This is a genomic window from Paenibacillus terrisolis, assembly GCF_056171975.1.
The window spans coordinates 79,125-99,667 of the sequence record NZ_JBKFGG010000022.1 but is presented as its reverse complement, the minus strand read 5'-3'; the positions used below and the strand labels follow the sequence as shown (position 1 = coordinate 99,667).

The following is a 20,543-nucleotide window of genomic DNA, read 5'->3' as shown; positions in this document are numbered from 1 at the left end:
TACCTATAAAATAGTATATCAATTAACCTGACGTATTCCAACAACGAATAGCTTGACAAGTATTAGCTGGTTTTATGGCCCTAATTCCACTGGAGAGGCCTCATCCTGAATGAATAGCGCCGTTTTATGGCCTTATTTCTTCGGAAGAGTTCTTTTTCCTTCGGTTTTGGACGTTTTGCCGAAAATAGGACCATTTTGTACCGCTATTTTCAGGAAAATGCGCTTTCGGAGTGAAATAAGGCCATTTTATACCGCAATTCGAGAAACATTCGAGGAATCGCCGGTTATTGTTGATTCCAGGCCAGGGCGGTCCCGTTCAGTACCCGCCACCCCCGCGAAGCAAGCAAAGTATGCCGGGCCGAACCCGATGGGGCCCAGCCTGGAGATCGGACGGCTTTCACTTGCCGGCGATTTGCTTAAGAAGCGGCAATAGACGCAATAGTTAAGTGAGTGGTTCGTCAAGCGAGCGGTTCGTCAAATGAGCCAATTTACTTTTGGGACAACCTTTCTTTTTCGAAGGCGCTAAATTAAATCAAATGGAACTCGATCAGCTTTTTAGCGCTGTCAAGCACGGTTTCCTCCGCCGAACGTGGAGCCCAGCCGAGCTCCGTTCTTGCTTTCCGCGAAGTGTAGCGGAATTTTCGCCCCAGCATCGGCACCAGAGAAGACAGGGACGGGGTTATCTTGGCGGCGCTTCTGAGCACGAAATCCGGAATGGACCGCGTCGAGATGTTTTGCCCGGCTTCTCCTAACGTTTGCTTCAGGAACTTGGCCATATCGCCCATTCCCATGTATTCGCTGCTGGCCACATACCGCTGCCCATGAGCCTTCGGATTCGTCATCGCCCGTATATGCAGATCTACTAGGTCGCGCACGTCAACGATCTCGAAGCCGATTTTCGGATTGCCGGGGCCTTTCCCCTGCACCATTTTCTGAATCACCTCGATGGAGCTCGGAACGGAGGCCGAAAGAACCGGCCCAAAGATGGCGCCCGGAAGAACGGTCGACAAGCTGGTTTTCCCGCCATGTTCTTTCACGAAATCCCACGCGGCTTTTTCGGCGATCGCTTTGGATTTACGGTAAGCGTTCAGATTCTTATCGTTCGGATCGGACCATAGCGACTCGTCGACCTGTTGGTCTTCGTTTGAGATATCCGGGGTTGCCGCGGCGAGCGAAGAAGTCATAACTACGTGCTCCACCCCGGCATTTACCGCCGCCCGAATCACGCGAAGGGCTCCGTCACGAGCCGGGATCACGAAGGCGTCCAGATCGTCGAAATTCCCCGCCACAAGAGGCGATGCGATATGAAGCACGTAATCGGCTCCTGCCGTAGCCTCGTCCCAGCCCTCGTCGGCGGTAAGCTCCGCTATATAAAAAGACAATCGGGAGGCATCCGCCCCCACTCCGGAAATGGTCTTCCGAACCGACTCTTCCTTCTCCTTGCTTCTGACGGTAGTCCGCACATTGTATCCCTGTCGCAGCAGCTCATAAATGGCCCATCCCGCCACAAAACCCGTGCCTCCGGTTATCAGAACCGTCTTGTTCGTTTGATCTGTCACATCCATAACCTCCTCAATAAAGTTCATTGCTGAAAGTATCGTACATCATATATTACACAAAATCAACAAGGATATCCAAATGTGTTCATATTGTTCATATAACGCAATATGTTATACTGGAGGTATTATGTTACGAGGTGAAAAACGATGGTAACCGAAAATGAACGCCGATCCCAGATGATCAGCAAAATTAACGATGAAGTGGTCAAAAATGGTTTCAAGTCGCTCACTATGGACGGAATTGCCAAAATCATGGGAATTAGCCGCGGAAAGCTGTATCAATACTTCTCGTCCAAAGACGAGGTTATCGCCGCCGTAACGGCCCGTTATATCCGGTATATCGAGGAAACGTCAGTCTTTGGGGACCCGCAAACGCCTCGGGAATTCGTCGACGAATTTGTCTCGGTTTTTTTGCAAAATGTCACGCTGGCAGGTTCGGCAACCGATATCTACGTCAATGATTTAAAAGACGTGTATCCCGATTTGTACGAGACTTTCTCGAACGCGATCGAAAAGCGCAACTCCTACATCCTGGCTTTTTATGAAGCGGGCATGGAGAAAGGCGTTTTCCATTCCGGGATGAACGCCAAGCTCCTGCATATCCAGGATCAGTCCACGCTGGCAGTATTGGTCATTCCGCAGTTTTTATTCACGAACGGGCTGCTGCCCTCCCAAGCCATCCGCGACTATTTGGAGTTGCGGGTATTGGAGATGATCCTCCCCGAACACCGGAATTTGGTGAACCAGGAGCATGTCGAAGCCCGGATCAAGCATATTGACGAGAAGTTCAGAAGAGTGCTGTGGGATAAACTGTAGATCGTTATCTTTTTTCATATATCGCCAATATGTTCTTGATTCTTCGAACCAGCTCGGACCGGACATGCTCCGGTTCCAAGCACTCGCATTTATCGCCGAGACGAAGCAGCATATGATATCCGAAATCATTTTCCGTGAATGGAAATCGGACGATCCATTTACGGTTCTCGCCAAGCTCCATGTTCTCTTCTCCGCATAGTTCGAGGAACATTTCCCGTAAAGATTCGTCTACCCGAAGTTTGATAGGAATCGTTATTTTCTCGGAGGAGTCCATCGGCTTGGGATTAAACTCCCTAGGCACATAAGTCTCGTCATGGAGCTCCAGCGCTGAAATGCGGGATAGCCTGAACGTGCGGAAATCTTGTCTGGAGAGGCAGTAGCCCTGCAAATACCAATTCGAATCCTTAAGCACAAGCCTGTAAGGTTCGATCTTCCTTTGGGTTCTCTTGCCTACCTGATCGTTATATTTAAAAGACAGCAGCCTTCTCTCTTGGAGTCCGGTTCTGATGTCATCCAGATGCTTCAAATTCTTATTTCCGAACCAAGGCGTGTGGTCAACGACGATTTGCCCGGATTTCAATTCAATCTCCCTGATCCGTTCCTCCGGAATCAACCCCTTGACTTTAGCCATCGCATTCAGGATTTCCTCACCGGACATCGTGGAATGAATGCTCCCCAATCCCCTTAATAAAGCCGTGATATCGGATATGGTGAACAGTCTTTTCTCGATCTTGTACTTTTCCATAATGCCAATGCCGCCGTGAACCCCGGGATAGGAAACAATCGGAATCCCCGCCATATTTATCGCATCGATATCTCTGAAGATAGTACGATGCGTTACTTCAAACATCTCCGCGAGCTTGGACGCGCTGATTTTTTCACGCTCAAGCAGCACCATAATGATCGATATCAATCGATCTACTCTCATATGTCATCACCTTTTTTTATTTTATCAGAAAAACCATGACATACTGTTGTCATAGTTGTATGTGATAACATGTCACCATAACCGAGAGCCATGAAGGTTAATACATGTACAAGGGAGAGTAAAAATGGATTATTTACAAGGATTCAATGCGATTCTGGAGAGCAGCGCGCATATTGCTTTGGCAACTTCAAATCACGATATTCCGAACGTCAGACTGGTGAGCTTCTATTATGATGCGCAAAACAAAGGCGTCGTTTATGTATCCACGTTCAAGCAATCTCCAAAAACGCAGGAGTTCGCGGAAAACAACAAGGTGGCCTTCACCACCATTCCCGAGGAACCGGGACAGGTTGTAAGGGTAACTAGCGCCACCGTCAAAAAGAGCGATCTGTCCGTTTTTGATTTAAAGGACGGATTTGCGAGAAACAATCCCAACTTTGCGTTTGTTTTGAATGCAGGCAATATGTTCGACGTGTACGAGCTCCATTTTAATGAAGCTCTTGTGACCATAGGGCCTCAACAAACGGAGAAAGTGACGCTGTAATGAAACAGGACATGGAGCAGGGCGATCGCCGCCTGAGTTCCATGTCCTGTTATTATCCCAAAATGAGCCTAACCCTCGTCGATATAAGAAAACATCGGAAAAATCTCCACGGGCCGCAAGGATGGGTACAAGGCGTTGGCCGCTTCGGAAAAACCCATGATGTAGGCCGTTTTTACGCCCTGCTCTCGAAGCGCTCGAAAGCATGCCGAAATCGCCGCTTTGCCGAACCCCCGCCGCCGGTAATCCGGGTGAGTTCCCACGGTTTCAATGATGGCCAACCTTTGGCCGGGATCAACAAGGCCGAAGCAGAAAGCCACATGCCGGCCCCGCCACTTCCAGAACTCCAGCGGACAAATTCCCAAGTCTGAAGCTTGCCCGTCAATGCCGCTACCTTTCGCAAAAACGTATGCACTTCGTTAAAAATTTCACTTGAATTCCATGCGCTAAGGCATAATTAGAGTTACTGCCGTCATGAGTGAACGTTATAATGAAGAAAACAAACTCCAGGAAGAGCTGAAATCGAAAATGAAGAGGTGTGGTGGGAATGTTGACGGATGAGGTTGTGATCGGGGTTGACGGCGGCGGTACTTATACCCGGGTGATGGTATGCGATCCTGCAGGCCGCGTGCTCGCTTATTGCGAAAAGGACGGTGCGTCCATCTACCGGAATCCGTCCGCCGCGTTAAATGTGCAGTCTGCCATAACCGAAGCGCTGTGTTCAGCCGGTATAGAGATGCGGCAGATAGCCGGATTGACCGCGGGCATTGCCGGTTATGACGATCCGGCGGATTTGGCGTGGGTGATCCCCCTCACCGAAGTTCCGGGGCTAACTTGTCCCAAGTGGCATGTCAACGATGCCTGGATCGCGCATTACGGAGCCCTTCTCGCCGAACCCGGCATCATCGTCATCGCCGGTACCGGGTCCATTATTGCCGGCATTACCGAAGCCGATCAATATTTACGCAATTACGATTACCGCCATTATGCCGCCAGCGGCGCCAGACACCTGGCCTATGACGCGGTCTTTGAAATCCTGGCGGGAAATACAAATGAGACGGACACTGATCTCATCGGGCAGGTGCTGAGATTTTGGAATGCTCCGGGCCTATCTGAATTGTCCCGTCTGTCACAGGCGGGGTTTATGGAAGACCGGCAAGCCTGCGACAAACGGTTCGGCCTGCTTGCTCCCCTGATTACGGAAGCCGCCGGGCAAGGCAGCTCCGTAGCGGTCAGAGTATGCAGCCGGGCCGTTCACCAGATCAAAGTGGGGATTGAACTTCTGTCCGCCGCTTTTGCGAGAGATATCGTGAACGTGGCTTTTATTGGGAGCGTGATAAAAAGCCCGTACATCGATCAGACGCTGAGCGAAGCGCTGGAACGAGGTCATAACAAGCAATTTGCCGTTGTGAAACCCAGCCTGCCGCCAGTAGCGGGCGCTGTACTGCACGCCATGAATAAGCTCGATCACCCCGTGACGGACGAAGTAATCCGGAACTTGCAAGATAGCAGCGCCTTGTTGCGGGGCTCACTCGGGCAGCCCTGAAGCATTACTGGCGGAGCGGCCTCGGATCACCAGGTACATCATAAACGCCAAACTGACCGCGATTACCGCGATACTCGACCACTGCCCCGCAGTCCAGCTTAACGCATAACGAGGCGAGTCTCCCCGCAAAAACTCAAGCATCATCCGGCCGAAGGAATACAGGATATTGTAGACCAGGAACAAGGTTCCTTTCGGCCATTTTCGCGATTTGAACAAAATCAGCAGGACAAAGACGATCAAATCCCATTGGCCCTCCCACACTTCTGCCGGCCATAGGGGCTGGGAGCCGTACGTATCAAAGGCAATCGTTCCCGGCGGATAGACAATGCCGAACCCGGATCCGGTAGGCGACCCGAAGGCATCGCCGTTCAGAAAGCAGGCAATGCGGCCGATGGATTGACCCAAAACAATCGCGGGAGCCAGAATATCCGCAAACTCCCAAAACGAGATACGCTGCCTCCACGAATAAATCGCGCCCGCCGCAAACCCGCCGACCAATCCTCCCAAAATGGACAGACCCCCGTTCCAGATGACCGGGATTTCAGCCAAATGCTGCGAGTAATACCCCCATTGAAAGAAGAAAACATGCCATACCCGCGCGCCAAGAATCCCGCCTACAATGAGATAGAACATCAGGTTCGGGATATGCTTTTGATACGGGGTGTCTTTGGCCAGGAACAGCGCCATCCCCATCGCCAGCAGCATAGCCAGGGCGACGACCACCCCGTAAGAATGGACGGAAAATCCGCCGATTGTGAATAAAATGACTCTCATCGAATCCCTCCTGAATTTTAAAAGTCTGAATACTACGCAATGTAGTATTTAATTCCATAAATAAAGCGGGCATTAAGAGCTCCCGCTCACCATAATCAACAGCATGAAGCAGCAGGTTATTAATAAAGGCCGGAACAACTGCAACGGCACTTTTACCGTATGATCGGGTTCAATAATTTGCATCATCCGATAATCGAGCGTGGTTCCCGCAAAGTGAACCGCCACCGCTTCGCGCCGCGAGGCTTTACTGTCTTGAGCCAGCTTCAGCAGCACGCTGCCAAGAGGCAAGGACGACCCCATCTGCCGGATGGCATAACGATCGGCAAAGAGCTCCTGCCAAGTCTTAGCGTAAGCGAGAACCGGCCGGATGATCGGCAAGTAGACAAAAGCCTCGGCCAGCAGCGTGGACAAAAACAGCTTCCGGTTGTCCCGGCTGCGGCAATGATGCCATTCGTGCAGCAATATCGCTTCCGTCTCCTCTTCGCTAAACCGCTCCAGCACGCCGGTGGACACCACGATCCGGGGGCGCCACAGCCCAACCGTAAGCGCAACGAACGCCTCGTCCCGCACGACGATCATCTCCGTGTTCCATGTCCGGTGCTTCTCCCGAAGCCGCTTCGTTTCCGCCCAATCGGCATGTGCATGGAAAAACCGCAGTCCCCGCCGCGTTAAATGCCACTGCCGCACCGCCGCCCACAATATACGAACGATCGTAAAGGACAGCAGAAAGTCAAAGAGAATCACCGGGACCATCCAGGTCTCCCGGCAAATTTCCGTCTGATGACGCAGCACTACCCACGCCATTTGGGAAAATACCGCCGCGACGCAAACCAGCATCAGGCCATAGCTGGCCTTTACTTTGGCGGCCGGAGTCATGGTTTTTTCCCCTGCTTCATTTCATTTAACTTTCGCTCCAATTGGGCGATGATTTCGGAGTCGGCTTCATCCAGCACATCGATCATATGGGTGACGACCAGGCTGCCGTATTCCTGAATCAGGCCCTGCGAGACTGCCCGCATCTGCTCCGAGAGGAATTCGTCCCTGGTCTGCACCGGCTTGAATTTGGCGCCTCGCACCCGGCCGATGGGACCGGAAATCTTGTCGAGATGGCCCTTGTCCCGCAGCCGGTTCATCACCGTCATGACCGCATTGACCGAAATCGGCGCATCCTGACTCAATACGGACTGCACCTCCCGGACGGTCAGCTCCCCGGACGACCACAGTAGCTCCATGATTTTAGCCTCCAGCGGCCCGAAAAAACGGTTCAATCCTTCGCCGTTCACGTTCATTCGCTTGATCTGTATCCTGATCACCTCATTATACTACGCATTGTAGTGTATTTGAGCGGGGCATGTCAATGTCAATTCCTGATATGAAGGGCCTCCGCGATAGACAGCGGTAGCCCCGATCTCGCCCTTGGTTAAGCTCGTCCAAACATTTTCTTGAAATCGAGTCCAGCCACCTGTTTCTTCAACTTGCTCGCAAACTCTCCGGCGCCGGATTTAACCGGACGGCTTGTATCGGAATCGCCTGGCTTCTCCAAGTTCTTCGGTCCCTCCAGCACAAATTGCTCGAGCGTCATAAACAGCTTGTCCGAAACGCCTCGAAGCTGTTTTACCTTCTCGCTGATCGAAAGGTAGGCCGTTAGCTGCTCGGAGGTTGACGCGGAAATCTCTTCGCTGCCCGCCGCCGATTGCTCCGTGATGGCGCTGATGCTTTCAAACGATTGCAGCACCTCGTTGCTTTTTATTTCGGAGGCTTGCATCTCTTCCGACAGTCCCCGCAAATGATCCGCGATTTGCAGAACCTTGCCGTGAATGCTGCCGAATGCGTCGTTGGTTGTGCCGACGGCATGCGCTTGCTGCATGGTTTGATCCAGGCAGCCCTGCATCGTGATATTTACCTGCTCAATGCCTTTAGAGACATTTTCAAGCACGTTCATCATTTGACCGGCCGTCTCGGCGCTTTGACCGGCCAGCTTCTTCACTTCATCCGCAACCACGGCAAAACCTCTGCCCGCCTCGCCGGCGCGAGCCGCTTCGATCGCCGCGTTCAGCGACAGCAGATTCGTTTGGGACGCCACGTCCGAGACAAATCCCGTCATTTGGCGGATATCTTCAATCGAGCCGGACAGCTGCCGCACGGCCTCTTCCATCCGGTGAATGGCTTCCATGTTCCGATCCATGATGCCGCGCTGCGTCTCGATCGCCTGCGTTCCTTGCTCAATCGTTTGAACCGCTTCCTCGCCGTATTCGACGGATTGCAGCGAATCCTGCAGATTCGTCTGGAATCCGCGTTTCATTTCCTCCATATTTGTCGCGGTATGCTGCAGATCTTCCGTAATCGCCTGAGTCCCGGCAGCCAGTTCATTCGTGGAGACCGCAATCTGCTTGGAAATGTCGGACATGACGGCATTCTCCCCTTCGAGCTCGTGAGTCAGCTTCTCCACCTGCTCGCTCACATGCTGAGCGGTTCCGACGATGTCGCGCAAATTCAGCATCATGGTCGAAAAAGCCTGAGTCAGCTCGCCGACCTCGTCTTTTTGGCGGTATTCTTCAATGCTCACGAACAGCTTCCCGGTCGCAATCTCCTGTGTATGTTCGCTCAGCCGCTTAATCGGCTGAACGATTCGCCCGGTCATGATGTAGTTGTACAAACCGGCGGCCAAGAAAAGCACGGCTCCGCCAATCAGGGAGAACAGGTACACATTGTGGATTCTGGCGTCGATCTGTTCGGTCGTGCTTTGCTGGAGCTCGGACGACAGGATATTCAAGGTATTGATCCCGTTCAAAACACCGAGAATCCGTACCGATTGGCGCTTGATCTCGGAAGCGTTGCGTTCGTTCAGCGCCTTAGTTCCTTCCGCGGTTACCAAATCAAATCTTTTCTTGGCGGTTTCCAGAATGCCTTGGTACTCGCCACTCGATACCGTCTTCAGCATATCGGCCAACCGGGTCCCCGCTTTGCTAATACGATCGAGCGCTTCCGCCTTGTTGGCTTCCGTCATATTGGTGGACGCGTTGGACAACGCTAGCTGTGAAAGAATCAGCTCGGTCTTGAGCTGCTGGCTATCGGTCATCGTCCGAACCACTTCTCCGTTCGAAGATTGCAGTCCGGACACATTCGCTACGACATAGATCAACACCGCCAACAGCATGAGCAGCGAGATCATCGTATTAATCAAAAGCTTCATCTGCAGTTTCATGATTTTCCCCCCTTACCGAAATAGGTTATTGAATACCGTTCTCCAGCATCTGCTGCTTCAACGTTTCGAAGGTTTGCTCTTCCTGCTGGGTCATCGGCTCAACCCGGATCGGGGCCAGACCGACGCCGTTCTCCTTCAGACCGAACTCCAGATGCTGCTGAGGGAATTTATGCTGCTCCTTGAAGGTTTTGACGGCCGAAAAAATGGCCACATCCACGTTTTTCATCATGGAGGTGAGAACCGCCTTTTCCGCTAAAAAGAACTGGTCGGAGTCGACGCCGATGGCCAGTTTGCCGCGTTTCTCCGCTTCCTCCAGCGCGCCCGTTCCGGTGAAGCCGGCGGCGGTATAAACGATATCGGCCTGCTCCTGACCGAACATGCGGCTGGCGATTTCCGTGCCTAGCTCGGCCTTGCCGAAATCTCCGGCAAATTCGGAAACCACTTTGGCCTGCGGATTCGCCGCTTTGACTCCGGCCATATATCCTTTTTCGAATTTGCGGATAATCGGAGCGTCGACGCCGCCGATAAATCCGACAACGTTGGATTTAGTTTTGAGTCCCGCCACAATCCCGGCAAGATAGCTGCCCTCGTCTTCTTTAAAAGCCAGTGAAATGATATTAGGCTGTTCGGATACTTCGTCGATGAGCATGAACGTTTTATCCGGATATTTTTGAGCCACCTTCTCCAAGTCTTCCTTCACCATGAACCCGAGGCCGATCACCAGATCACTGCCTTCTTCTACGAGCTCGGTTAGTCCCTGTTCGTAGGTTTTGGTATCGGCAAGCTCACGGTAGTCGAAGAAAACGTCCAGATCTTCCTGGGCTTGCGTTAATCCCGTAAAAGCCGCGTCACTGAACGATTGATCCCCAAGACCTACGTCGGACAGCATAATGCCGATCTTCATCCGCTGTTTCTCCTTGGCGGGAGCGCCGCTCTGCAGCGAACATCCGCTGATCGACAAGGCAAGTCCCAATAGTAACGCCCACATCATCCGAACCGGTTTCATCTTTGAAAATACCCCCTACTTATTTGCACTAGGTACTTTCTAATGATACTTGTGGAATGTTTGATGAAAATCAATTTTGGCGGGGGAATTTGTCGAGTTTTGTGTAAATATGCGTAGGTCGTTTGGATCACGCGGATTTATCGAAAATTAACTTAAGTCAATGAATCGCCACGATCCCCTCCTTACAATGAAAGCAACAAAACAAGGAGGGAATACGTTATGACTGCCTCGGTAAAAGAATCATCCTATCTGCGAAAATCAGCTTTGATTGGGGGAGTTTCACTGCTCCTCATGGCGATGGTTTCATTCTTTTCTTATGGCTTCGTCCATGGAAATCTGGTGGTTGACGGCGATGCCGCCGCCACATGGAATAACCTCGCATCGTCTATGATGCTGTTCAGAGCCGAAATTTTGGGCTGGCTGATCATCCTGATCCTGGACATTGTCGTGGCCTGGGCCTTTTATATTTTTCTGAAACCCGTTCATAGGCAGCTTGCCCTGCTTGGGGCTTGGTTCCGCCTCGTCTATGCGGCCGTACTGGGGTTTTCCGTCCTCCAATTGATCGTTGCGATGCTCCTGTCGAGCCGCGCCGAGGATTTGACCGCATTTGACAACAGTCAGCTTCAAGCGTTAACAATGCTGTTTTTGCAAGCATTCGATTTAATCTGGTCGCTTGGTTTAATTATTTTCGGGGGGCATCTTTTGATTATAGGCTGCGCAGCGTACACCTCGGGCAGCATACCTAAAGTGATCAGCATCTTATTGCTGATTTCCGCCGCGGGCTATATCGCCGTTCATGCGTGCAACGCGTTTCTTCCCCAATATGCCGGGGCGACTCGAGTGCTGGAGCTTATATTCACTGTGCCTATGATGGTTGGGGAGCTGGGTTTTGGCGTTTGGTTGATTGTCAAAGGAGGGAAAGTTTCGGCAATCGCAGGGAAGGCGGCCTAATTCTCGCGCCGGCCGATCCGTTTCTTCATTCTGCTGAGCGATTCCGGGGTGATCCCCAAGTAGCTGGCCAACTGATGCTGGGGTACCCGATCCGCTAAATCCGGCCGTTCCAATAGAAGGGCCTTGTAACGATCTTCGGGCGAGGAAGCGATAAAAGCGGCAAATTGATCCTGCATTTCGCCAAAACGTTCTTCGACCATCATGCGCGTCATCATCCCCAGCTGTGCGTGTTTATCGTACATGTCCTGCTCCGTCTCCAGGTCGCCCACGACCAAAACGCAGTCCTCCAGACACATTAAAGAGGATTCAGACGATTTATCCGGTTTATTGCGATTAAAGCTGGCAAAGGCCTGTTCTTCGGTGTAGAAATGGGTCGTGACTTCTTTTCCCGACTCATCAACCGAATATTGCCGGAGGCATCCTTTTAATACAAAATAGCATTTCGCGGGAACCTCCCCTTGCCGAAGAAGGAGGGTCCCCTTTTTGTATTCTTCGACCGCCACATCGGCAAGAATGGCTTGCTGTTCTTCTTCGGTAAGGGAGGTGTATTTTCTCAGGTACTTCAGCAGCAAACTTTTCACGGGTTATTGCTCCTTTCGTGTGAACGGCCGATAATCGCTGAATAATCAATAGCTTTGCGAAGCAGTCTTAGCGCCTCCATCTCCCACATCTCCTTTCGCCTTTAGTGTAAAAGAGCCGCCGCATGAATGCCTGATTTGGAATGCTTTGATTTGTCCGGAATGGAAAATCATAACCTGCTATGCCTATTCAGTGAATTCCCATCTGGAGCTCGAAGTCATCTTATTTGCGATCCATAAAGGGAAAAGCTCCCGTTATTTCAGCAAAATGAGGATCTACGGCAATTTAACTGGAAATGCTCCTACTAATATCGGCAAACGAGTCCGTCTACGGCCTACATCGATGATTTAGCTGGAGAATTTCCAGTTCGTGTTCGGCCAGATTCAATAAGCCTGCAAATAACAGGAGGATTTCCAGCTAGTGTGGTTCCATCGCTGAGTAGTTGCATGGAGTACCGTTATTTCGCACAAAAGTAACAGGGTCCAGTGAATAGTTGCATTTCTTGCAGCCAAAGTGATCGATATTGGCCAAGTTGCACCGAAAATGCATCTTTAACTGCAGGTTATGCAACTAGCCCGATCCCGACACATCGATTCAGAAGCAACCCTACCGTTTGACGGGTGGCTATGATTTTCCCGCGTTTCTCGCGCTCAACTGGTTGAAGACCAAAAAGCAAGCTGCCGCTCAAGCGGCGCCCCTCCAAGTCCGATCAAACCTCGAACTGAACGTAAAGAACGCCCGCGCTCCAATCTTCGGATTCGGCGACGCATTTCCCGTACGGATCAAAAAGGTACCCGCCTCCCGGAAAATCCTCGTCAACCGTACGACCCGCTTGGGTGGAAACGCCGATAAACAGCGATGCGTCGGCAGCGTATTTGCCGAGCTGCTCGATGCATTTGCCTCGCCACCACTGGTAGCCGGACGACCAGTTCCGGGTGGCCTGCTCTCCGTACAGTCCGGGAGCGGCGCTCTCAAAAACGGCCTTCGCGCCCTTTGCGGCATATTCGCCAAAGATGTCCGGATCGTCGATATCCGCACAGACGGATAACCCGAAGGTCAAGCCGGACACCGAAAATAACGGCTGCTCCCCCCCGGGCGCAAACCATTTTTCTTCCCCTTCTTTGATCGTTTTCTTTCGGTAAAATCCCAGCAATTCTCCGTTACGGGCCACAAATTGGGTAATAAAAGGCTTGCCTCCGGGGTTGCGTTCCACAAAACCAGCGATGACGCAAATGGAATAAAGGCCGCTGAGCCGGACAACTTGATGGACTGCCGAGTGATCCCTGGATATGACCGCGTCCGCGAATTTCGCCGGATCAATGTATCCGGTGACGTTCATTTCAGGGAACACGACAAAATCGGCCCCTTGTTCCCGGCTTGCAGCAATATAATCCCGCATTAAAATCAAATTGCGTTCAATGGCTCCCTTTTCGCTGTTCATTTGCACCAGAGCCGCTTTGTACGTTTTTGTGTCCATTATGGAATCACCGCTGCTTTCCAAAATAGAGTTAATGAGTGGGCGCCGGAACTAGTAACCGCAAGATTAAAACGGCTCCCCCGCCTAGTCCAGATGCGCTTTGCGCGATACGTTGCAGACGAGCCGCATCAGCTTCCGGTGAAGCGCCGGGAACAAAATGAAGAACACATCCATCGTCCGCCGCAGCGGCATCGGGCAAATGATCGGCTCATTCCGGTGCAGGCCCTTGACGGCGATTTGCGCAAACCGCTCCGGACTCATCAATTTTTGTTTTTTGACTTGCTCGGTTACTTTCGCCTTATCCATCCCGATCGCGTCGGCCTTCGAAAATATCGGCGTATCGACGAAAGCCGGGCACAACGTGCTGACCTTGATGCCAAACGCCTCGGCTTCGTAATGAAGCGACGTGGTGAGTCCTACGACCGCATGCTTGGTCGTGGCGTAGGCCGCCGTCGTCGGCGCCGGACCTAACCCTGTTGCGGAGGCGGTATTGGCGAGATGGCCGAAGCCTTGCTTTTTCATGATGCGGTAAGCTGACTGAGTCCCGTTGATGACGCCCCAAAGGTTCACGTTGACGATTTTTTCCCAGTATTCCTGCGTCATGTCGAACAATTCCCCGTACATCGTAATCCCGGCATTGTTGAAAACATAGTCAAGGCGTCCAAACTCCTCATATACTTGACGAAACAGAGATTCCACCTTTTCGGCTTCCACTACATCTAATTCGCTGCAGCGTGCTTTTCCCCCTTTTTCTTCGATCAGGGCTACCGTTTCTTTACCGCCCCGTTCATCCAAATCGGCAACAATCACATAGACATGTTTGCTTGCCAGTTCCAGGCAAATAGCTCTTCCGATTCCCGAAGCCCCTCCGGTTACAATTGCAACTTGATCGTTTGTCATCACAGCACCGCTCCTTTAATTTTGCAAAAATTAGAATATTTAGTACGATCGTTCTAATCTCCATAAAAAGAACGAAGCGCTCAACGCCTCCGGATTCCCTCCAGAAAAGTCGATACGCTTTGTTGAAAAAGAGCATGCAGTTTGCCCTGCTCCATGGTGAAAATGTACTGACACAACGCGCCGAGCAAGGTTCCGAACAAAAACGTCGTGCCCTGCACATCCTCGATAGCGAACTCCCCACTCTCCACGCCAAGCTGAAAAATGGCCCCGTAGGCCTCCATCGGGGTTACCGCAAGGCCCTGCAATTGCTGCAAGGTTTCCGGACTTGTCGCCGGGTTCGCCGCAAGCTCCTGCCCGACCTTGAGCAGCGGCGTGATATAGTTGTTCATGACGAACGTGGCCATGGCATACAGCTTTTCCGTTGCGGTCGAATAATTCGGGGACACCGCGGCCCACTTCTCCCCCCAATTCCGCATCGTGTCCTGCGCCAAATAGACGAACAGCTTTTCCTTGCTCTCGAAATGGTAATACACGTGGCCTTTGCTGAAACCCGATGCTCTGGAGATGTCGGAAATGGAAGTGCCCGCGAACCCTTTTTGCGAAAAGAGCTCCACCGCTTTCTCTGCGATAATTTTTCGCGTCTGCTCGCTGTCGTAATGTCGTTTCAATTCTATCCGCCACCCGTTTTTTCTGAACGATCGTTCTAATGTTATATTAATCGGCTTTCCGAAAATATACAAGCAGGGACGAGCGACATTTGTAATAGTTGTACCCGCTACGTCCGCATCCGGCGTCTTCGCCCCCAGACGATCAGCGGAACCATCAGCACGGCAAGTCCGAAATAAACCGCAAACTGGCCTTTTGGAACCGTGGACGGGATGCTCCCCATAAAATCGAAAATCTCGATTCCGTTCAGAAGTCCGACGAAGATCCAGAAGAGATAAGTGACCTCGAAGGCTTTGGACGTTCCGGTCCAGAGTCCGAGCCCCAATGCCAGCGTCGGAATAAAAAGCGACCCTACGAGCCAAGCTGCCCCTTCCCCTGCGCCTCCGGCCAGCGCCATCCGAAGCCCGAACCCGCTTCCCGTCAAAAGAGCCGCGATCCAGCCGGCGAGCCATGCGGCCAATAACTGCCTGCGGTCCGGAGAAGGACTGGAGAACAGAAGCTGTTCCGTTCCGTGAAGCCTCTCCCTCACTCCCAAAGAAGACCATTGCAATGTAGGCCATACCCAGCACAAGGGGCCTACAAATCCGCGGACCACGTTAAAAGGAAGGAGCAAGCAGCTCGCGATGCCTGCGACCGAGATTGCAGTCCACCACCAGGGGTGGCTTTTTCCCATCAGTTTTAGCTCGACGTAGAGCAAATCCCCCATTCGGCGCTGCAGTTCTGCCGGAGGGAGCGTCTCATCATTCCACGCGCCGATCTGATCCGGGAGCGCCGGCTGCTAAGCATCACATCCAGCAAAATGATATCGACAGGCGTCGTATTTACGATCCGTATCGCCTCTTGGCCCGTTACCGCGGCGCGAATGTTGGTGAATCCCTCCTTGCGGAGCATTGCAGCCAACATCTCCGAAATTCCCGCCTCATCGTCGACTATTAGAATCGAATCGGTATACATAGCTCCCATCCTTCCCTGATGACAATCAACCATATCTTACAACAGAAGAACATTTATGGGAATCGATCCTTACCGGGCGACTTGTGTCGGAATTTGAATTGAAGAACTGCATAATCTCGCACATACAATTCATAGAAATACCCCTTTATTTGGAATTAATACCTGATTTATGATCATTATGTAATACATTTAAACAACTTAACAAAGAAGGGAGGAATGCCTATTTGTGGTACCGCTTTCATTGAAATTTTAAGAGATTACAGTAAGTGAGGAGCGACTGTTGTAGCACGATTAGTTGTCAGGTACTCTATCGAATCTTTCATAACGAAGGGAGAATGAAATTCGTGAAAAGTCAAAGACGCATCGGCGCCTGGGTATGTATCTTAACGATGATCGCAGGAACGTTCTTCACATCCTTTGGATGGTCCGAGTCCGTCCATGCGGCGGGAGGCCCGAATCTGGCTGCGGGCAAAACCGCGTCGGAATCAGGTCATACCGACGTTTACGTCGTTTCCAATGTGACGGACGGAAACTCGGGCACATATTGGGAAAGCACCAACAATGCCTTCCCGCAATGGGCTCAGGTCGACCTCGGCAGCGCAGCCACAGTCGACCAAGTTGTACTGAAGCTGCCGGCCGGATGGGAAAGCCGCACGCAAACCCTGTCCGTGCAAGGAAGCACGAACGGAACCAGCTTTGCGGATCTCAAGGCTTCTGCCGGTTATACGTTTAATCCGAATGCGGGGAATACAGTAACGATCGATTTCCCTGCCGCCAGCGCGCGTTACGTTCGGGTTAACGTAACCGCCAACACCGGTTGGCCGGCAGCGCAGCTGTCCGAACTGGAAGTCTACGGCACTTCTTCTCCGGCAGAACCTTCGGTAATTCCGGGTAAAATCGAAGCGGAAAGCTTCAGCGCAATGAACGGAATCCAAACCGAACCGACGGCAGATACCGGCGGCGGCCTTAACGTAGGCTGGATTCAAACCGGCGACTGGCTCGACTATAGCGTAAACGTGCAAAGCGCAGGCACGTACACCGTTGAATACCGCGTAGCAAGCAACTCCGGCGCGGGCGCTATTCAGCTCCAGTCCGGCGGAACGACGCTGGCCACCACCACGGTACCTAACACCGGCGGCTGGCAAAATTGGCAAACCGTCACCGCGAACGTAACGCTTAATGCGGGACCGCAAACGCTTCGCGTTTACGCCAGCGGATTTGATTTCAACATCAACTGGATCAACTTTGTGCCGGGCAGCACGGCGGACACCCAGGCACCTTCGGCTCCATCCAACCTGGCTTACACGCAGCCGACTTCGGGCACAATCAGCCTCGCCTGGAACGCCTCCACCGATAATGTAGGCGTCACGGGATACGACATCTTCGCGAACAATCAGCTTCGCGGCAGCGTAAACGGATCTACGCTTGCGTATACGGATACGCAGCCTGCGAGCTTAACGGTGACCTATTACGTTGTCGCCAAAGACACCGCCGGCAACGTCTCCGCGTCCAGCAACTCCGTAACGCGGAACGGCTCGGGAGGCGGCAATGAATCTAACCTTGCTATCGGCAAGCAAATCTCGGCTTCTTCTTCGACATTCACTTTTGTAGCCGCCAATGCCAACGATAACGACGTTAACACCTACTGGGAAGGCAGCGGACATCCAAGCACGCTCACCGTCGATCTCGGAGCCAACGCCAGCGTCTCGTCGGTCGTCCTCAAGCTGAACCCGGCCAGCGCATGGGCAACACGCACGCAAACGATTCAAGTGCTGGGACACGATCAAAACTCCACGGCCTTCACGAACCTGGTCTCCGCTGCTTCTTACACGTTTAACCCGGCTTCGCAAAACACCGTAACGATTCCCGTGAACGCAACGGCAAGCAGCCTGCAACTGCGGTTCACGGCTAACTCCGGAGCCCCTGGCGGACAAGTCGCCGAATTCCAAATTATCGGCACGCCGGCTCCAAACCCGGATTTAACGGTAACCGGCATCTCCTGGTCCCCGGCTTCTCCGATTGAAACCAGCGCCATCACATTGAGCGCAACCGTTCAAAATATCGGCACCTTGGCATCCGCCGCTACGAATGTGAACTTCTACCTCGGCAGCGCCCTGACCGGAACGGCTTCCGTAGGCGCGCTCGCTCCTGGAGCGTCGACGAACGTCTCCGCAAACATCGGGCCAAAAGATGCCGCTTCATATGCCGTGACCGCCAAGGTCGACGAGAGCAATACGGTGGTCGAAACCGATAATTCGAACAACAGCTACACGAATCCTTCTCAGCTAGTCGTCGGCCAAGTGCAAAGCGCCGACCTCATCGGAACGACTTCTTGGACGCCAAGCAATCCAAGCGCAGGTAATACCGTTACCTTCAGCTTAAACCTTAAAAACCAAGGGAATATCGCCTCGGCCGGCGGCGCTCACGCCATCACGGTCGTGCTGAAGAACGCTGCGGGAGCTACCCTGCAAACCTTTAACGGATCCTACAACGGAAGCCTGGCTGCGGGAGCCTCTTCAAATGTATCCGTAGGAACATGGACCGCGGTGAACGGCAGCTACACGGTGACGACAACGATCGCGCCGGATGCCAATGAAGTGGCTATCAAGCAATCCAACAACACCAGCACCTCGAGCCTATATTCCGGCCGCGGCGCGAATATGCCGTTTACCATTCTGGAAGCCGAGTCTGCCTCGAACGGCACCAACGGAACGAAGCTGGCTCCGAACTTTACGCCGGGCGATTTTGCCGGTGAAGCTTCGGGACGTTCAGCCGTCTATCTTGACGCTAACGGTGAGTATGTGGAATTTACGCTGACTTCGCCGGCCAACGCGTTCGTGCTTCGGAGCGCCGTTGCCGAAAGCACCAACGGAACGGTCAGCATTTACGCGGACGGCGTCGACAAGGGCAATTTTAACGTGACCTCCAAGTTCTCCTATCTGTACGCAACGCCTTCGACGCTCGGACAGCTCGGATACGACAACTCCGGCTCCAAGGCTTACTGGTTGTATGAAGATTCGCAGCTGATGCTGGATCAAGTGTATCCGGCTGGAACGAAGATCAAGATTCAAAAAGACGCAGGAGACGTTCCGTGGATCTATGTGGATATGATCGAGACGGAAAACGTCGCTCCGCCGGCAACCAACCCGGACCCAAGCAAATACGTCCAGGTTTCCGCCACGAAATCCATCGAGCAAGCGTTGACCGATTTCCGTCAAGATCCGACCAAGAAAGGGATCTTCATTCCGGCCGGCGAATGGACCATCTCGTCCAAGATCTTCCTGTACGGCCGTGCAACCGAGATTATCGGCGCTGGCCCATGGTACACCAAGCTCATGGCGCCGCAAAATCAAACGAACACGGACGTCGGATTTAATATCAGCTCCGCGGCGAACGGTTCCACCATCAAGGACTTGTCCGCTTGGGGCAACTATATTTACCGGCAAGACGGACCCGGCAAGTTCATCGACGGAAACGGCATGCAAAACGTCACCATCGAGAACGTCTGGGCCGAACACTTTGTCTGCCTGTATTGGGGCGTAAACTCTTCGCATAACACGTTCAAGAATAACCGGATCAAGAACATGTTTGCGGACGGCATCAACATGACCAACGGCTCCTCCTACAACATCATCGATAACAACTATGCACGCGGTACCGGCGACGACTCGTTCGCTCTGTTCAGCGCCATCGACGCGGGCGGTTCTTACAATGTAGGCAACAAGTATACCAACCTGACCGCCACCAACGTGAGACGCGCAGCCGCTTTTGCGGTATACGGCGGACAGGATAACCTGTTCCAAAATCTGTACGGCGCGGATACGCTGACTTACCCCGGCTTCACGGTCAGCAGCCTTAGCTTCGGATACAACACATTAGGATTCGGCGCTCTGGATACCGTTATCGACGGGGTTACGCTGGACCGTACGGGCGGCGACTTCTGGACCAGCGTCGGAGCCGACGACAAGATCAACGATTACCAAAACTTCGGGGCGATCTGGTTCTTCGGCGGCGACAGAGACCTCAAGAACATCCTGGTGAAAAACGTCGATATCAACAACCCGGTCTACTTCGGCTTGATGTTCCAATCCAAATCTCCGGAAAATCTGCCGATGCAGAACATTCGCCTGGAGAACATCAACATTAACAACCCAACCCGCTACGGTATCAAGCTGGTAGTCAAAGCCGAAAACGGCCAAGGACCGGCGGTCGGTGGAGCCAGCTTCACTAACGTCAAGGTCAATAACCCGGGCATCACGGCCATTTACGGCGAGAACCAATGCCCGAACTTCAATGTTAACCGCGTTTCCGGGAACAACTGGTAAACCGCTTTAGTTATAACGGCAAAGGACACCCTTTCGGGTGTCCTTTCTAACTGTCAAGAAACCCCCTGTTTTTTGGGCAGGGGGTTTAAAATTTCTTTATTAGCTTATAAAGCGACAACCTTTGCTTTTGCTGAACGGGGGCGGCGGGCTCTGAATGGAGCCGTCCTGGCTCGAAGCAAGCAATAAACGGCAAACGGCGATTTCTCGAATAGCGGTATAAAATGGCCTTATTTCGCTCCGAAACCGCATTTTCCTGAAAATAGCGGTACAAAATGGTCCTATTTTCGGCAAAACGTCCAAAACCGAAGGAAAAAAG

At 52.4% G+C, this 20,543-nt stretch carries 19 protein-coding genes; 5 read left to right on the top strand and 14 right to left on the bottom strand.

Going from position 1 to position 20,543, the window contains the following annotated elements; genetic code table 11:
* Nucleotides 1–527: 527 nt before the first annotated feature.
* Entirely contained in the window at nucleotides 528–1,559 is a 1,032-nt protein-coding gene (locus ACI48K_RS17800; protein ID WP_475028957.1) for an SDR family oxidoreductase, read from the bottom strand.
* 147 nt (nucleotides 1,560–1,706) lie between these two features.
* Here ACI48K_RS17800 and ACI48K_RS17795 point away from each other — a divergent pair, with 147 nt between their 5' ends.
* The gene (locus tag ACI48K_RS17795; RefSeq protein WP_475028956.1) at nucleotides 1,707–2,375 is read left to right on the top strand and encodes a TetR/AcrR family transcriptional regulator; all 669 of its coding nucleotides are present in this window, start codon (nucleotides 1,707–1,709) and stop codon (nucleotides 2,373–2,375) included.
* Nucleotides 2,376–2,379: 4 nt separating this feature from the next.
* Here the strand turns inward: ACI48K_RS17795 and ACI48K_RS17790 are convergent, their stop codons facing one another.
* Nucleotides 2,380–3,303 (bottom strand): helix-turn-helix transcriptional regulator, encoded by a 924-nt coding sequence (locus ACI48K_RS17790; protein ID WP_475028955.1) that lies wholly within the window; start codon nucleotides 3,301–3,303, stop codon nucleotides 2,380–2,382.
* 124 nt (nucleotides 3,304–3,427) lie between these two features.
* On the opposite strand from ACI48K_RS17790, the gene ACI48K_RS17785 reads away from it, so the two are divergent.
* Entirely contained in the window at nucleotides 3,428–3,847 is a 420-nt protein-coding gene (locus ACI48K_RS17785) for a pyridoxamine 5'-phosphate oxidase family protein (RefSeq protein WP_475028954.1), read from the top strand.
* A 68-nt stretch (nucleotides 3,848–3,915) separates the two neighbouring features.
* Here the strand turns inward: ACI48K_RS17785 and ACI48K_RS17780 are convergent, their stop codons facing one another.
* Nucleotides 3,916–4,209 carry a GNAT family N-acetyltransferase gene (locus tag ACI48K_RS17780; protein ID WP_475028953.1) on the bottom strand — a complete coding sequence of 98 codons (294 nt, stop codon included), beginning with the start codon at nucleotides 4,207–4,209 and terminating at the stop codon, nucleotides 3,916–3,918.
* A gap of 182 nt (nucleotides 4,210–4,391) precedes the next feature.
* Between ACI48K_RS17780 and ACI48K_RS17775 the strand changes: the two genes are divergently transcribed.
* A complete protein-coding gene (locus ACI48K_RS17775) occupies nucleotides 4,392–5,390 on the top strand; it encodes an N-acetylglucosamine kinase (RefSeq protein ID WP_475028952.1) in 999 nt (332 codons plus the stop codon).
* Here the strand turns inward: ACI48K_RS17775 and lgt are convergent.
* The 5 genes from lgt to ACI48K_RS17750 form a co-directional block, all read right to left on the bottom strand.
* Nucleotides 5,373–6,164: a prolipoprotein diacylglyceryl transferase gene (gene lgt, locus ACI48K_RS17770; RefSeq protein ID WP_475028951.1), complete on the bottom strand. Its 792-nt coding sequence runs from the start codon at nucleotides 6,162–6,164 to the stop codon at nucleotides 5,373–5,375. The genes ACI48K_RS17775 and lgt overlap by 18 nt on opposite strands.
* A 72-nt stretch (nucleotides 6,165–6,236) precedes the next feature.
* Nucleotides 6,237–7,040 (bottom strand): M56 family metallopeptidase, encoded by an 804-nt coding sequence (locus tag ACI48K_RS17765; RefSeq protein WP_475028950.1) that lies wholly within the window; start codon nucleotides 7,038–7,040, stop codon nucleotides 6,237–6,239.
* Nucleotides 7,037–7,453 carry a BlaI/MecI/CopY family transcriptional regulator gene (locus ACI48K_RS17760; protein WP_475028949.1) on the bottom strand — a complete coding sequence of 139 codons (417 nt, stop codon included), beginning with the start codon at nucleotides 7,451–7,453 and terminating at the stop codon, nucleotides 7,037–7,039. The genes ACI48K_RS17765 and ACI48K_RS17760 overlap by 4 nt, the downstream gene beginning before the upstream one ends.
* Nucleotides 7,454–7,584: 131 nt before the next feature.
* Nucleotides 7,585–9,369, bottom strand: a complete 1,785-nt coding sequence (locus ACI48K_RS17755; protein WP_475028948.1) for a methyl-accepting chemotaxis protein — start codon at nucleotides 9,367–9,369, stop codon at nucleotides 7,585–7,587.
* Between the two features lie 25 nt (nucleotides 9,370–9,394).
* Nucleotides 9,395–10,375 (bottom strand): BMP family lipoprotein, encoded by a 981-nt coding sequence (locus ACI48K_RS17750; RefSeq protein ID WP_475028947.1) that lies wholly within the window; start codon nucleotides 10,373–10,375, stop codon nucleotides 9,395–9,397.
* A gap of 219 nt (nucleotides 10,376–10,594) precedes the next feature.
* On the opposite strand from ACI48K_RS17750, the gene ACI48K_RS17745 reads away from it, so the two are divergent.
* A complete protein-coding gene (locus ACI48K_RS17745; RefSeq protein WP_475028946.1) occupies nucleotides 10,595–11,326 on the top strand; it encodes a DUF4386 domain-containing protein in 732 nt (243 codons plus the stop codon).
* On the opposite strand, the gene ACI48K_RS17740 is transcribed toward ACI48K_RS17745, so the two are convergent.
* The 6 genes from ACI48K_RS17740 to ACI48K_RS17715 form a co-directional block, all read right to left on the bottom strand.
* The gene (locus ACI48K_RS17740; protein ID WP_475028945.1) at nucleotides 11,323–11,907 is read right to left on the bottom strand and encodes a Crp/Fnr family transcriptional regulator; all 585 of its coding nucleotides are present in this window, start codon (nucleotides 11,905–11,907) and stop codon (nucleotides 11,323–11,325) included. The two genes, ACI48K_RS17745 and ACI48K_RS17740, sit on opposite strands and share 4 nt — an antisense overlap.
* A 707-nt stretch (nucleotides 11,908–12,614) precedes the next feature.
* Nucleotides 12,615–13,382: a carbon-nitrogen hydrolase family protein gene (locus ACI48K_RS17735; RefSeq protein WP_475028944.1), complete on the bottom strand. Its 768-nt coding sequence runs from the start codon at nucleotides 13,380–13,382 to the stop codon at nucleotides 12,615–12,617.
* 84 nt (nucleotides 13,383–13,466) lie between these two features.
* Nucleotides 13,467–14,282, bottom strand: coding sequence for an SDR family NAD(P)-dependent oxidoreductase (locus tag ACI48K_RS17730; RefSeq protein WP_475028943.1), 816 nt, complete (start codon nucleotides 14,280–14,282; stop codon nucleotides 13,467–13,469).
* Between the two features lie 80 nt (nucleotides 14,283–14,362).
* Nucleotides 14,363–14,950 (bottom strand): TetR family transcriptional regulator C-terminal domain-containing protein, encoded by a 588-nt coding sequence (locus ACI48K_RS17725; protein WP_475028942.1) that lies wholly within the window; start codon nucleotides 14,948–14,950, stop codon nucleotides 14,363–14,365.
* Nucleotides 14,951–15,057: 107 nt separating this feature from the next.
* Nucleotides 15,058–15,621, bottom strand: coding sequence for a hypothetical protein (locus ACI48K_RS17720; RefSeq protein WP_475028941.1), 564 nt, complete (start codon nucleotides 15,619–15,621; stop codon nucleotides 15,058–15,060).
* Nucleotides 15,622–15,626: 5 nt separating this feature from the next.
* Nucleotides 15,627–15,902, bottom strand: a complete 276-nt coding sequence (locus ACI48K_RS17715; RefSeq protein ID WP_475028940.1) for a response regulator — start codon at nucleotides 15,900–15,902, stop codon at nucleotides 15,627–15,629.
* 335 nt (nucleotides 15,903–16,237) lie between these two features.
* Here ACI48K_RS17715 and ACI48K_RS17710 point away from each other — a divergent pair, with 335 nt between their 5' ends.
* A complete protein-coding gene (locus tag ACI48K_RS17710) occupies nucleotides 16,238–20,227 on the top strand; it encodes a carbohydrate-binding protein (protein ID WP_475028939.1) in 3,990 nt (1,329 codons plus the stop codon).
* Nucleotides 20,228–20,543: the final 316 nt, after the last annotated feature.